We start from the raw sequence: 12,501 nt of genomic DNA on the forward strand, positions 1-12,501 counted from the left end.
CCTGTAATGACGAATTTCGTCGCGCTCGACGATTTCGACCATAAGCTGCTGATGCGGGTCCGGCGCAACAATCTGGAGCCGGCGCGGGTGACGGCCGAGGCGGTGGGCCTATCGGAATCCGCCGTCCTGCGCCGCTTGCGTCGCCTGCGGGCCGAGGGCGTCATTGCCGCCGACGTCGCCGTCATTGATCCCGCCCGGGTCGAGCCGCGCATCGTCCTGCATGTCCAGGTCGAGATGAACACCCAGGATCGTAAGGTCATGGACGCCTTCCAGCGCGCCATGAAGGCCAGCCCGGAGGTGCAAGGCGCTTGGGACGTGACGGGCGAAACCGACTATTTGCTGACCGTCGCCGTCCGCTCCATGCAGGACTATGAAGCCTTCGGCATCCGCGAACTGGTCCCCGAAAAGGGCGTGCGCGGCTTCAAGAGCATGATCGTCATCCGCGAGGTCGTCGGCTTCGATCCGGGGCGCGCGGTGCTGGAGCGCTAGGTCGCCGGGGCCTCGACCACCAGGATCGCGCCGACGCCTTGGGTTCGGTTCTCGATCGTGCCGCCGATCTGGCGGACCAGGCTGTCGATCACGCGCATGCCCAGGCTGCGGTCGCTGCGGGCGGCGATCAGGTCGAAGCCCTTGCCCTGATCCGCGACCGTGACGGTCAGGCGTCCGTCGGCGATGCGGCCTGTGACCGCAACGCCGCCGCCCTCGGGGCCATAGGCGTATTTGATGGCGTTGGTGACCAGCTCGTTCACGATCAGACCGAGCGGGATGGCGATGTCGGCGCCCAGCGGCGCATCGGACGCCTCGCAGGTGACGACATGGCGGTCGCTGCCGGCGTCGATGGCCTCGCACAGCTGGCACAGGAAGTCGGACAGGATCACGGTCTGGACGTCGGCGCCGCGCCACAGCTGATCATGGACTTCGCTGATGGCCTGGATGCGCGATCCGGCCGTGGCCAGAGCGGCGCGCACCTCGTCGGAGGCCGCGCCGCGCGCCTGCATCGACAGCAGGCTGGAGACTAGAGATAGGCTGTTCTTGACCCGGTGGCTGACCTCTCGCGTCAGAAGGGCCTGATGTTCGATGGCGGCCAGAAGCCGCTGCTCGGTCTGCTGGCGGGCGATGGCGGCGCCGACGACGGCGGCGAAGGCGTCCAGGAACAGGGCGTCGCGGGCGTCGAACTGGCCCTCGTCTGGGCTGTCGACCTCCAGCACGCCCCAGGGTTCGCCATCCAGCTCAGGCCGGATCAGGACGTTGATGGCGCGCCGCACGCCGTGGTCGGCCAGAAGCTTGGGCGTATGGAAGCGCTGTTCGTTCTCCAGATGGTTGGAGATCAGCGGCTTGCCGGTCTGGAAGGCGTAGCCGGCCGGCGAATCCAGCTCGACGCCCAGCGAGGCCTGGCCCTCGACCGGCCCGGTCCAGCCGACGCCCGCGATCAGCACCAGCCGGTCGCGCGCCTCGTTATGGATCAGCACCTTGGACAAGGGCGTCTCCAGCCCGTCGGCGCAGACCGCGCAGGCGGCGTCGAGCAGGGCCTGACGATCGCGCTCGCGCAGGGCCACCTCGCCGAAGCGCGCCAGCAGCGACTGCTGCTTTAGGCGATAGCGCAGCTCATCGGCGGTGGAGCGCGTCTCGGCCGCCGGCGCATCCTCGATCCTGGGCGCGACCGGGGCGTCCATCCGGATCTGGGTTTCGGCGGCCGTATCCGCGTGCACCTCCGCGACCAGTTCGGCGATTTCCGGGGTCAGGCCGGTGTCGGAGAGCGGACGGGTATGAGGCAAGGACGGAAATCTCGGTTCGCGCGACGGCGACATATAGGCTGACATAGCCGCTCTGAAAGGTTTGCGCAGAAATCAGCGCGCGTCACCCCTTGCGTGGGGGCGCAAGAGCCATGGTCATCCGTATCGGTTTCGCCCGGGCCGGTCCCCGCGGCGCTACAGCGTTCGCTGGAAGAAGCTGACGATCTCGCGATTGAGGTCCTTGTGAAAATCGGCGCGGTCGAAACCTGGCGTCGGGGTGCAGAGCTGCGGCGCCTCGGTCGCCAGGGCCGGCGAGCAGGGCGGCAGGAAGTCGTAATGACCTGCGCCTTCGACGCGGTGGTACTCCGGCGCGGCGCCCAGCCGGTCGCGGATCGGCTCGACGTTGTAGGGCGCGGGCAGAATGGCGTCGGCGCCCGCCTGCCACAGCTGAACCGGAATGCGCACGGCGGCGAGGCTGTCGGACGTAAACGAGAAACCCAGGGCCGGGGCGGCGATGACGGCGGCCTTGATCCGGTCATCCTTCGCACGCGGACGCCAGGTCGACAGGTCGATCTCCATCGCGTCCAGCAGGCGGCAGGCGAAGAAGCCGGTATGGGCCTGGCAATGGTCGCCGATGGCCGCCGCGTCCGAGACCCCGCCGATGGCCGAGGTGACCGTGAAGCCGCCCGCCGAGAAGCCAAAGGCGCCGATGCGGTTCGGATCGACGGCCACGCCGCCCGGCCGCGCGGACCAGTCGCCGGTCATATAGTCGATCAGGCGGCTGAGCTGGGGCGCGCGATTGGTCAGTTGGGTGGAGCGGCTCATGTCGCGATAGTTGTCGCCGGGATGGGTCAGGGCGGCGACCACGAAGCCGGCGTCGGCCAGGGCTTTGGCGGTGTCGGCATGGCTGCGGAAACCGCCGCCGTTGCCGTGCGAAATGACGATCAGGGGCGCGGGCCGGCCGTCGACGCGGCGCGCCGGCAGCCAGACGCCGGCCTCGACCGCCCCGTCCGGTCCGCCGGGGAAGGTGAAGACCTGGTCGGGCGCCAGCGGATCGGTCTGGGCGCGCGCCGGACCTTGGGCTTGTGGCGCGGTCGCCTGCACGGACGAGGCGGCGCCGGCCAGAAGGATCAGCGCGAAGCTGACGCCGGCGATCAGGTTTTGGGGCGGCGAGCGATGGGTCATGTCGGTTTCCGTTGGTCGAGACGATCCGCTGTTCGGGGCAAGACCGAGTGAGCGCCAGCCGGATTTCGCCAATGGGCGAACGGGTGCGTGGACGGGCGACGGGTTCGACGATAGTGGGCTGACGAGGGGAGGGCCGATGACGCAGAACGCCGCCGACAGACTGAATACGCCGCGCGCCTGGGCCGTCGATCTGGCGGCCTGCGCCGTGACCGGGGTGGTGCTGGGCACGGTGGGTCCCTTCGGCAGCTTCTTCAACGACGGGCTGGCGGTGCGGGTCGGCTATTGGACGGCGGTTCTGGTGATCAGCGGCGCGGTGCTCGGTGCTGCGATCCGCTGGGTCTGGCCCAGGATGCGTCGCAGACGCGTGTCCATGCGGTTCTGGCTGCCCATGCTGATCGTCGTCGCCAGCGGGCCGACCGCCGTGATCAGCCGGATCATCGCCGTGGTCCTGTGGCCCGGCATTCGCCAACGTGTCGGCTGGGTCGAATGGTATGGGCAGGCCCTGCTGATCGGGGCCGTCTATGTCGCGCTCTACGCTGTGTTGCGGATGCGGACGTCCGCTACGGCGACGCGAGCGGGTGAAGGCGATCCGGGCTTCGCGCGCACCCTGCCCGCCGGGTTGGGGCGCGACCTGATCTGCCTGCAGATGGAGGACCATTATGTGCGCGTACACACGACGCGGGGGTCGCAGCTTGTTCTGATGTCGCTGTCGCAGGCCGTCTCGGCGTTGAAGGGCGTCGAGGGGCTTCAGACCCATCGCTCGTGGTGGGTGGCGCGCGCGGCCATCGTCGGGGTCGTCGAGGACGGCCGTAACCTGCGCCTGGCCCTTACCGGTGGTCTGACGGCGCCGGTGTCGCGTGCGCGGGTGGCCAATCTGCGGGCCGCCGGCTGGCTTTAGGTCAAGGGTTCTGACGGTCGTTCGCAGAAATCATCGCGCGTCACCCCTTGCGTGGGCCGGCAAGGCCTTATCTGTTGTGCGCCAGCATTCGAGGAGACCTTTTCCATGACCGACTTCAGCTATGACGCGTCCCGCCACCTGAAGAAGGGCCGGGGCAAGGTCTATGACTCGATCGTCGACACCATCGGCGACACCCCCATCGTGCGTCTGCCGCGTCTGTCGGCGGAGTACGATACGAAGGCGACGGTGCTGGCCAAGCTGGAGTTCTTCAACCCGATCGCCTCGGTCAAGGACCGGATCGGCGTGGCCATGGTCGAGGCGCTGCAGGAGGCGGGCAAGATCGATCAGGACACGGTGCTGATCGAGCCGACCAGCGGCAACACCGGCATCGCCTTGGCTTTCGTGGCGGCGGCCAAGGGGCTGAAGCTGACACTGTGCATGCCCGAAAGCATGTCGATCGAGCGGCGCAAGATGCTGGCGCTGCTGGGCGCGCGGCTTGAGCTGACACCGGCTGAAAAGGGTATGAAGGGCGCGATCGCGCGGGCGCAGGAACTGCTGGAGACCACGCCGAACTCCGTCAGCCCGTCGCAGTTCGAGAACCTGGCCAATCCCGCCATTCACCGCGTCACTACGGCCGAGGAAATCTGGAACGACACGGCCGGTGCGGTGGACATCGTGGTCGCCGGCGTCGGCACCGGCGGCACCATCTCGGGCGTGGGCCAGGCGCTGAAGGCCAAGAAGGCGTCGGTGCAGTTCATCGCCGTCGAGCCGGAGGCCTCTCCGGTGCTGTCCGGCGGCGCGCCCGGCCCGCACAAGATCCAGGGCATCGGCGCCGGCTTCGTGCCCGCCATCTACGATCCGTCGGTGGTCGATGGGGTCGAGCAAGTCTCCAACGACGACAGTTTTGACATGGCCAGAAAGGCCGCGCGGGTCGAGGGCATCCCCGTCGGCATCAGCTCGGGCGCGGCCCTGACCGCCGCCTTCCGCATCGCCGCGCGCGAAGAGAATGCGGGCAAGACCATCGTGGTGATCATCCCGTCCTTCGCAGAACGCTATCTTTCGACCGCGCTTTTCGAAGGGCTTTGAAGGGAGCGTGATTCACGCTTTTTGACGCCGCCGCGGCGCGGCTTCGTCAAAAAACGATCACGCTCCAAGCGGAGCCTTTAGGCCGTTCGCGTGTTCGATAACGGACGCGCGTGCGGCTCCGCTTGGGATGAGGGGCGACGCGCGGCGGATCAACAACGCCGGAGCGTTTCATGCCTGTCGCCGCCCTTCGCCTGATCGCCGTCGCCGGGGTCTCGGCCCTGGCGCTCGCCGCCTGTTCCAACAATGACGACAAGGCGGCGGTCGATCCGTCGATGTCGCCCGAGCAACAGGCCGCCGCCGCCGCCAATACCCCCGTCACCGCCCAGCCGCGCCAGATCCGCAATGTGCCGGTGAATGTGCAGGGCGTGACCGACGTGGGCGCCACGGTCCGGGTCAAGAACGTCGATCTGGCCGAAGACGCGACCATCCTGGACGTCAGCATCTCGTTCGCCAGCGACATGACCAACAGCGTCCAGATGGCCTCCGAGGCCACCTATGTCGAACTGCCGAACGGCCAGAAGCTGCGTCTGAAGCCGCCCGAGGGCAATCCGTACATGACCATCGCCAAGGGCGACACGATGAACGGCCGGCTGGTCTTCATGGGCGCGGTGCCGGCCGGGGTGAACCAGATCTCGGTGGTGTTCAACGAAGGCTCGACGTCGGACAGCATCATTGGTCCGTTCCTGCGCATGACCATTCCGCTGACCGCCCAGGCCGCCCAGAACCCGACGAGCGGAGAGGTCGGATGACGGGACGACACGCGCCCGCCATGGCGGCGGCGCTGTTGGCCGCGGGACTGACGCCCTGCGTCGCCTCGGCCCTGACGGTGCGGCTGATGAGCGGCAGCGCCATCGGCCTGCGCTCAACCTTCGAAAAGGATATGGCCGCGCCCCGGTCCACCTTCGCCAAGGCGGGGCCGGACAGCGCGCTGGAAAGCGTGTTCGTCTCGTCCGAGGTCGCGCCCGAACGGGTCGAGACCACCCGCAGCCTGCTGAGCGAACTGAACGCGCGGCGCACCGACGGTGTGATCGTGATCGATCTGCCGGCCGACGTTCTGTTCGACTTCGACAAGGCGACGATCCGGCCGGACGCCGAGTCGGCCCTGACGCGGGCGGCGGAACTGCTGAAAAGCTATCCGCAGGCCCAGGTCAGCATCGGCGGCCATACCGACGCCAAGGGCGACGACGCCTATAACGAGGGCCTGTCGCTGCGCCGCGCGCGGGCGGTGGCGGCGCGGCTGCAACGCGAGGCTGGGCGCAGCCTGGCCGCCGAGGGTTTTGGCGAGCGCAGGCCCGTGGCCCCCAACGTCAAGCCGGATGGTTCGGACGATCCCGACGGGCGTCAGAAGAACCGCCGTGTCGAGATCCGCATCACGCCGCGCGCGGGAGGCTGAGCATGGCCTTGATCCCTTGCCCCGCCTGCGGGCGTCAGGTGTCTGAGGCGGCGGTCGCCTGTCCCAACTGCGGCCATCCGATCGCGGGCGACGCAGCGCGGCCGTCGAGCACGTTCAAGGAGGCTTTGACGCGGCCCGAGGCGGTCAAGAGCGGGATCACTGTGCTGGGCGTCTTCGTCGCCGCGCCGTGGATCGCGCGCGTGCTGGCGGTGGTCGCCTTCGTGATCCTGGCCATCGTGGTGGTGGTCAACAAGAGCTGATCCGGCTCACGCCCGGTTAACCGCTCGCTTCTAAGGTGGGGGGATGGGCGATCTGGCAGCCATGATCGGGGAAGAGGCGACGCCGCCGCCGCTGCGTGCGCGCCGGGCGCTGCTGAAGCGTCTGGCCGACGTCGTGTCCCTGCCCGCCAGCCGCATCAACGCCTTCGAGCGGGCGGTGACGGGCGACCTGCTGGTCGAGATGCTCCGGCTGGCCTCGCACGATGAGCGCAAGCGCGTGGCTGCACGTCTGGCCCCGCTGGCCGAACTGCCCAACAGCGTGGCGCGCATCCTGTTGCGCGACGATCCGGACATCGCCGGCCTGCTGATCGAACAATGCGCCTCGCTGAGCGATGCGGACATCGTCGGTTGCGCGCGCGACGCCAGTTTCGAACATCGGATGCTGTTGGCCGTGCGCCGGGGCCTGTCGGAAATCGTGACCGAGACCCTGTTCTCCTTCGGCGAGATGGAGGTGATCGAGGCGGTGCTGCGCAACACGACCGCGCGCCTGTCTCAGCTGGGCATCGAGACGGTGGTGGGCCTGAGCCGCCAGTCGCCGAGCCTGTGCAGCCCCTTGTTGAAGCGGCCCGAGCTGAGGCCGTCGGGCGCCTATGTCATGTTCTGGTGGTGCGCGCCCGAGGATCGCCGCACCATCCTGCAACGGTTCGCCGTGTCGCGCGAAGTCATGCAGGAGGCGTCCGAAGATGTCTTCGCCATCGCCAATGACGAAAGCTGGTCCGATCCCGTCGCGCGCAAGGCGCTTCAGTTCATCGAACGCCGCCAGCGCAATCGCGCCGCCATCGAAAAGAGCCCGTTCGACAATCTGGAACACGCCGTCATGGTCGCCGCCAGCGATGGCCTGACGCGCGAGACGGCGTCCGAGATCGCCTTCCTGGCCGGGATCAAACCGCTGACGGGGGCCAAGCTTCTGGGTGATCCCGGCGGCGAGCCGCTGGCGATCCTGTGCAAGGCGACGGGGATGTCGCGCGTCGATCTGACCAATCTGTGGCGCTCGATGCGGCGGCCCGAGACGACGGCGGACGGCAAGATCCATCCCGACTGGGAGCGTGTGCAGATCACCTATGAAATGCTGGCCGTCGATCGCGCCCAGACGGTGCTGCGTTACTGGAACTGGTCTTTGTCGTCGGCCCTGACGCCCACGCTGTTGCGCGCCATTCGCGACGGCGAGGATGACGCCGTCGATGAATATTCGGCGCCGGAGCGGGCGGCGATGATGGTGCTGGCCGAAGACTTCGGCCGATAGGTCTGATCACTAAAGTCGAATGCATAGACGTGCATATCGCACTGCTTATACGCGTGTTTGCTTTCGCGGCGAAACAACCCTATGACGCTATTGGGGTCGTTCGGTTGGAGAATCAGCCGAACTCAATAAATCAGGAAAGCGAAGCCGATAATGGAAGATAAGCCCGAACTGCTGGAGATGACCGCAGACATCGTGTCGGCCTATGTCGGCAATAACTCGGTCTCGGCAGAGGCCCTGCCTGCGCTTATCGCCAATATTCACGCCGCCCTATCGGGTGTGTCGAACGGTCCGGTCGAGGCCGAACCTGAACCCAAGGAACCGGCGGTGCCGATCCGCAAGTCGATCGCGCCCGATTTCCTGATCTGCCTGGAAGACGGTCGCAAGTTCAAGTCGTTGAAGCGCCACCTGCGCACCAAATACGACATGAGCCCCGAAGAATACCGCGCCAAATGGGGTCTGCCGAAAGACTATCCCATGGTCGCCCCGAACTACGCCAAGGCGCGTTCGGAGCTGGCCAAGTCGATGGGCCTGGGCCAGGGCGGCCGCAAGCCCGCCCGCGCTGCCGGAACCCGCGCGAAGAAATAAGCCGAGGTTTTTCGGTCTGGAGACGCCCGCTTCCGACAGGAAGCGGGCGTTTTTGGTTTTGGGCGCACGAGCATTCTCCCTCCCCGTACCGGGGAGGGTGGCTGAGGCGCAGCCGAAGCCGGGTGGGGACGGCAGGGCGACGTTCCACGGATTTGTCTTTGATCTGATGAGTGCGCCCGTGCCGGGCCGCCCTCACCCGGTCGCTGCGCGACCACCCTCCCCCGCAGGGAGGAGGGAGAAATAATTACTGCTTCAGGCCGCCTGGGCGGTCCGGCGCATGCGCCAGAAGCGCAGGGTGCGCAGGGCCGCGTCGCGGGTCAGTTCGCCGTACATGCGGCCGTAGGCGGCGGCCTTGCCCATCGGATTGTCCTCGGCGCCCAGGACGGCGACGGCGTAGGTCAGATAGACGGCGCGGTCCATGTCGGCCGCCTTGCAGACCACCGACAGAGCGTCCAGGTCCTTGCGCTCGACGATGCCGCGCGCGGTGTGGAAGTCGATGTCGGCCAGCTTGGACAGGGCGATCAGGAAGGGCGTGCGGCCGTTGGAGCGCAGGAAGCGGATCAGGGTCTGCGGCGTCAGCTGGCCGGCGGCCTGAAGCTCGTCGATATAGGCCAGGTTCTCGGCATAGTCGGCCGGCAGGGCGCCGTCGTCGGTGGCGACGCGGGTGCGGCCGGCCGCGAGCGCCGCCTCCAGCAGGGCCGGGTCCATGCGCGCGTTCTGTTCAAGGATCTGGTGACGCAGCCGGGCCTCGACCACGAAATACATCTCGTTCAGCAGGTCCGCGGGCAGGCTCTGGCGCTCGACCGTGGCGGCGTGCAGGGCCGGATTGGCCTTGGCGCGCTCGATGGCGGTTTCGGAGGCGGCGCGCGACAGCTGGGCGCCGTCGTTGCGCAGCAGGGTGTTCAAGGTGTCGTCGTCGCCGTGCTCGACGATGACGTCGGAAACCGCCTCGGACACCGTCGCGCGGCCTGAGACGGCGCGCAGATGGCCCTGGCTGCGCTTGCGCACAACCTGGATCAAATCCTCGTCGGTCAGGACGGTGGAGGCGCGCAAAACCTGTTCGGCGACCTCGATCTCGTCGTCGGCGAAACGGCGGATCAGGCTGTGGGGGGCGTTGGGGGCCTGGGCGAAACGGGCGGCCAGTTCGGCGCGGACCGCGACCTCCATCTCGGCCGACAACTTGGCTAACACCGTGCCGTAGAGCGCGGTTTCGTTTGCGTTGGGCGAAGGCGCGCCGAAGAAGTGGGCCGTCAGTTCACGCAGCAGCAGACGACGCTTCTCGCTGGACTCCTCGCTGGCCAGGGCGATGAGTTCGGGCAGGCGCGAGCCCTTGATCTCGGCAGGTTCGATCACGGCGCGATCGCTCATGGCAGGTTGTCGGCTTCAGTCTGGGGCACGGCGCGCAGGGCGCCGTTGGCGTTGCGGATCAGGGCAGGCGGACCGTCCGGCTGGGCCAGGTCGCTGGATTGCGGCGTCTGGGCCATCTGGACGGGCAGGGCGTCGAGGTAGGTCTGCTGCGGCGCAGGGATGGCGTCGGGGTGACGGCCGGCCTGGCGGTGGACCGAATAGTAGCGCGCGCTGTTGTCGCCGGCTGTGGGCGTCGAGGCGGCCTGACCGCTGGCGGCGACGGCGGCGGCGTCCAGCGGCGCGCCGGCCTGGGGCCGTTGCAGGCGATAGATGGGGGCGTCGCGGCGCGGGGCCATCGGATCGGCGACGGCCGCCTGCGCCGGCTGGGGCGCGGGCTGCGGTTCGGCCTGCGCGGCCTGTTGCGGAGCGGGCGCCGGCTCGGCCGGCATTTGAAGTTTAGGCTGAGGTTGAGGCGCGGAAGGCTGCGGCTCCGGAACATAGGGCGAGGGCGCGACGCGCGTCGCCTGCGCGGGGGCGGTTTCTACGGGTGCGGCCTCTACGGGTGCACTATGCGCAGGCTCGGCCGGCGTCGGGGCACGCTGGGGCATCCAGGCGCTGGCGGGCGTCAGGCCGTTGCTGCGCGGCGTGGAGATCGAGGGGGTGACCGAAGGCGCGGGCGACAGGCGGGCCAGGGGAATGGCGCCGGGCAGGGAGCGATTGGCGGCGGTCACGGTCGGGGCGGGCGCCTCGGCCTGAATGACGGCGGGCGTCGGGGTCGCACGGGCGGCGACCGCCGGCTTGCCGGGCCAGGACAGGTAGCGCAGACCCGACGCGTTGGTCGGCGCCTGTTGCGCCACGGCGGCGCCGGCCGCCAGATTGACGGCGGTCAGGACGATCGAAACTGCGAGGGCGCGGCGCACGGCGGCTCTCCGGAGAGGAATTCCAGCGCGCACACTAGAGCTCGGACCCTTAATCCCGCGCTAATGTGAAGCCAGGATTCGACAACGACCGCGTGTCAGCCGCGACCGGGCAGATAGTTGTCGGTGAAGGCGTCGCGCCAGTTCAGACCGGCCTCGTAAACCCCCGCTTTCGAGGTCACGTCGAAGAAGGCCTGCCAGCGTTCCTCGGTCAGGGCGCCCAGGCCGTAAAGCGCCGCGTCGCCGCCATCGACGATGGCGTAGTCGCGCAGGCGTTCGCGGGCCTGATCCAGCACAGCCTGGGTCATGTCCGGGTTGTCCTTGCGGATCAGGGCGTCGGCGGCCGAGGCGTCGCCCCGAATATAGTCGCGCCACCCTTCCGCCGAGGCGGCGATGAAGCTGCGCAGCGCCGCCGCATTGTCGCGGGCGAAGGCGTTTGGCGCCAGGACCATGGCGGCATAGGAGGGATAGCCCTCGTCGGCCAGAAGGAAGACGCGCGGGTCGAAATCGGCCGCCTGTTCGATGGCGTAGGGATCGCTGGTCAGATAGCCTTGCTGCACCGCCCGTGCATTGGCGATGAAGGCGGCGGGGTCATAGGCGAAGGGGCGCAGTTGCTCGTCGGTGAAGCCGTATTTGGCCTTCAGCCAGACCCAGAAGGTGCTGATCCCGGCCTCGGACAGCAGGAAGGGTCGGTCGGCCAGATCGGCGATGGTCTCCAGCGCCGCGTCGGGATGGGCCATCAGGACCTGCGGGTCCTTCTGGAAGAAGGCGGCGACCGCCTTCACCGGCGCGCCGGACGCGACCAGGTTCAGGGGGATGAAGCTGTTGGAGCCCATGCCCAGTTCGACCGCGCCCGAGGCCAGCAGTTGCGGCACGTTCACGCCGGGGCCGCCCTGGACGATCTGGACGTTCAGCCCGCGCTTCTCATAGGCCCCGTTGGCGAGCGCCTGATAGAAGCCGCCCTGTTCGGCCTGGGCGCGCCAGTCGGTGGCGAAACGCAGCCGCACGCGACCCTGTTCGTCGACCGGCGCCTCGGCCCGCCCGCAGGCCCTAAGCCCGATCGCCCCCGCCGCCACAGCCGCCCCGCCCGCGATCAGCGCACGGCGACGGGTCAGCAGGCGATTCCCCAACAAGCTCATGCCCCTGACTTACGGGGCGATAGGGGCCTTGGGAAGGCGGGGCGTCAGTCCGCCGCGTTGTCGGCGCCACAATTGAGCGAGGGGACGAAGCGTGCGGGCGGACCCGTCAGCTTCGTCCCCTCGCCAAGTCCGGGTTGGACTTGGCCGTTCGGGTCTGGACCTTGGCGTCAGCGTCGTTTCGGGCGAACCCGAAAGGGCGGTCGGCTATATCCTGTCGCGCTCCTGGTCTTCGGCGTCCCACGGCATTGCGTCCGCGTCGTCCGTCGATCCCGATCCGGTTCTCCTGTCTGCCGTCGATCCGAAGACCGTCGAAGACTGGAGCCTGGATCCCGCCTGTCGCACGTTACGATCCGAAGATCGCCCGAAGCGCCGGGTCGGAGAGCCGGGCCGGTTCGCTGGAGGTCCAAGTCTCCCTGGATTTCCGCTGCCCCGTGTCCCTTGGCCTGTTGACGTTCGAACGAAACCGGCTATGAGGCAAGCGTCCGAACTCGCCCCAGTGTGCACGATTGGCCCGGCGGCGGTGGACAAGCCTGTGAACATCGGTGGACGAATCAAATTCGCGATTGCGGATCAGCGTCTTGTCTTGTCCACAGAAACGCGGCGATAGAGCCCTATGTCCGGCGTCGGACACATTGCGCTGCAACCGTGCGGCGCGCTTTGGGTTCTGTGATCAACGGACAAAAGTCCTTGGGGGAAT

13 protein-coding genes are annotated in these 12,501 nt (G+C 68.1%); 8 read left to right on the forward strand and 5 right to left on the reverse strand.

All coding sequences use genetic code 11. The features are described from left to right. Nucleotides 1-6 precede the first annotated feature (6 nt). Nucleotides 7-489, forward strand: coding sequence for an Lrp/AsnC family transcriptional regulator (locus PFY01_RS05135; RefSeq protein WP_271042667.1), 483 nt, complete (start codon nt 7-9; stop codon nt 487-489). Here the strand turns inward: PFY01_RS05135 and PFY01_RS05140 are convergent. Further along, nucleotides 486-1,775: a sensor histidine kinase gene (locus PFY01_RS05140; RefSeq protein ID WP_271042668.1), complete on the reverse strand. Its 1,290-nt coding sequence runs from the start codon at nt 1,773-1,775 to the stop codon at nt 486-488. The two genes, PFY01_RS05135 and PFY01_RS05140, sit on opposite strands and share 4 nt — an antisense overlap. Before the next feature lie 153 nt (nt 1,776-1,928). After that, nucleotides 1,929-2,918: an alpha/beta hydrolase family protein gene (locus tag PFY01_RS05145; protein ID WP_271042669.1), complete on the reverse strand. Its 990-nt coding sequence runs from the start codon at nt 2,916-2,918 to the stop codon at nt 1,929-1,931. Nucleotides 2,919-3,054: 136 nt separating this feature from the next. On the opposite strand from PFY01_RS05145, the gene PFY01_RS05150 reads away from it, so the two are divergent. The 7 genes from PFY01_RS05150 to PFY01_RS05180 all read left to right on the forward strand — a co-directional run bounded on the left by PFY01_RS05150 (nt 3,055) and on the right by PFY01_RS05180 (nt 8,401). Next, a complete protein-coding gene (locus tag PFY01_RS05150; protein WP_271042670.1) occupies nt 3,055-3,816 on the forward strand; it encodes a LytTR family DNA-binding domain-containing protein in 762 nt (253 codons plus the stop codon). A gap of 105 nt (nt 3,817-3,921) precedes the next feature. After that, nucleotides 3,922-4,902, forward strand: a complete 981-nt coding sequence (gene cysK, locus PFY01_RS05155) for a cysteine synthase A (protein WP_066629471.1) — start codon at nt 3,922-3,924, stop codon at nt 4,900-4,902. A gap of 170 nt (nt 4,903-5,072) precedes the next feature. Further along, the gene (locus tag PFY01_RS05160) at nt 5,073-5,651 is read left to right on the forward strand and encodes a hypothetical protein (protein WP_271042671.1); all 579 of its coding nucleotides are present in this window, start codon (nt 5,073-5,075) and stop codon (nt 5,649-5,651) included. Next, nucleotides 5,648-6,295 (forward strand): OmpA family protein, encoded by a 648-nt coding sequence (locus PFY01_RS05165; RefSeq protein ID WP_271042672.1) that lies wholly within the window; start codon nt 5,648-5,650, stop codon nt 6,293-6,295. Before PFY01_RS05160 ends, PFY01_RS05165 begins: the two co-directional genes overlap by 4 nt. Nucleotides 6,296-6,297: 2 nt before the next feature. Next, entirely contained in the window at nt 6,298-6,555 is a 258-nt protein-coding gene (locus PFY01_RS05170; protein ID WP_271042673.1) for a zinc ribbon domain-containing protein, read from the forward strand. 43 nt (nt 6,556-6,598) lie between these two features. Beyond that, entirely contained in the window at nt 6,599-7,816 is a 1,218-nt protein-coding gene (locus PFY01_RS05175; protein ID WP_271042674.1) for a DUF2336 domain-containing protein, read from the forward strand. Between the two features lie 150 nt (nt 7,817-7,966). Continuing rightward, the gene (locus tag PFY01_RS05180) at nt 7,967-8,401 is read left to right on the forward strand and encodes a MucR family transcriptional regulator (RefSeq protein WP_055753018.1); all 435 of its coding nucleotides are present in this window, start codon (nt 7,967-7,969) and stop codon (nt 8,399-8,401) included. Between the two features lie 252 nt (nt 8,402-8,653). Here the strand turns inward: PFY01_RS05180 and PFY01_RS05185 are convergent, their stop codons facing one another. The 3 genes from PFY01_RS05185 to PFY01_RS05195 form a co-directional block, all read right to left on the reverse strand. Continuing rightward, nucleotides 8,654-9,769, reverse strand: coding sequence for a DUF2336 domain-containing protein (locus PFY01_RS05185; RefSeq protein ID WP_165115596.1), 1,116 nt, complete (start codon nt 9,767-9,769; stop codon nt 8,654-8,656). Next, a complete protein-coding gene (locus PFY01_RS05190; RefSeq protein ID WP_271042675.1) occupies nt 9,766-10,668 on the reverse strand; it encodes a hypothetical protein in 903 nt (300 codons plus the stop codon). Before PFY01_RS05190 ends, PFY01_RS05185 begins: the two co-directional genes overlap by 4 nt. Before the next feature lie 95 nt (nt 10,669-10,763). Further along, the gene (locus tag PFY01_RS05195; RefSeq protein WP_271042676.1) at nt 10,764-11,804 is read right to left on the reverse strand and encodes an ABC transporter substrate-binding protein; all 1,041 of its coding nucleotides are present in this window, start codon (nt 11,802-11,804) and stop codon (nt 10,764-10,766) included. Nucleotides 11,805-12,501: the final 697 nt, after the last annotated feature.

Source organism: Brevundimonas vesicularis (assembly GCF_027886425.1).
In the GTDB taxonomy this organism is placed as follows: Bacteria; Pseudomonadota; Alphaproteobacteria; order Caulobacterales; family Caulobacteraceae; genus Brevundimonas; species Brevundimonas vesicularis_C.

Bases quoted from the DNA above. Each gene is read 5' to 3' on its own strand.
- PFY01_RS05135 (WP_271042667.1), top strand. From the start codon at position 7: ATGACGAATTTCGTCGCGCTCGACGATTTCGACCATAAGCTGCTGATG.
- PFY01_RS05145 (WP_271042669.1), bottom strand. From the start codon at position 2,918: ATGACCCATCGCTCGCCGCCCCAAAACCTGATCGCCGGCGTCAGCTTC.
- PFY01_RS05150 (WP_271042670.1), top strand. From the start codon at position 3,055: ATGACGCAGAACGCCGCCGACAGACTGAATACGCCGCGCGCCTGGGCC.
- cysK (WP_066629471.1), top strand. From the start codon at position 3,922: ATGACCGACTTCAGCTATGACGCGTCCCGCCACCTGAAGAAGGGCCGG.
- PFY01_RS05160 (WP_271042671.1), top strand. From the start codon at position 5,073: ATGCCTGTCGCCGCCCTTCGCCTGATCGCCGTCGCCGGGGTCTCGGCC.
- PFY01_RS05165 (WP_271042672.1), top strand. From the start codon at position 5,648: ATGACGGGACGACACGCGCCCGCCATGGCGGCGGCGCTGTTGGCCGCG.
- PFY01_RS05170 (WP_271042673.1), top strand. From the start codon at position 6,298: ATGGCCTTGATCCCTTGCCCCGCCTGCGGGCGTCAGGTGTCTGAGGCG.
- PFY01_RS05175 (WP_271042674.1), top strand. From the start codon at position 6,599: ATGGGCGATCTGGCAGCCATGATCGGGGAAGAGGCGACGCCGCCGCCG.
- PFY01_RS05180 (WP_055753018.1), top strand. From the start codon at position 7,967: ATGGAAGATAAGCCCGAACTGCTGGAGATGACCGCAGACATCGTGTCG.
- PFY01_RS05185 (WP_165115596.1), bottom strand. From the start codon at position 9,769: ATGAGCGATCGCGCCGTGATCGAACCTGCCGAGATCAAGGGCTCGCGC.
- PFY01_RS05195 (WP_271042676.1), bottom strand. From the start codon at position 11,804: ATGAGCTTGTTGGGGAATCGCCTGCTGACCCGTCGCCGTGCGCTGATC.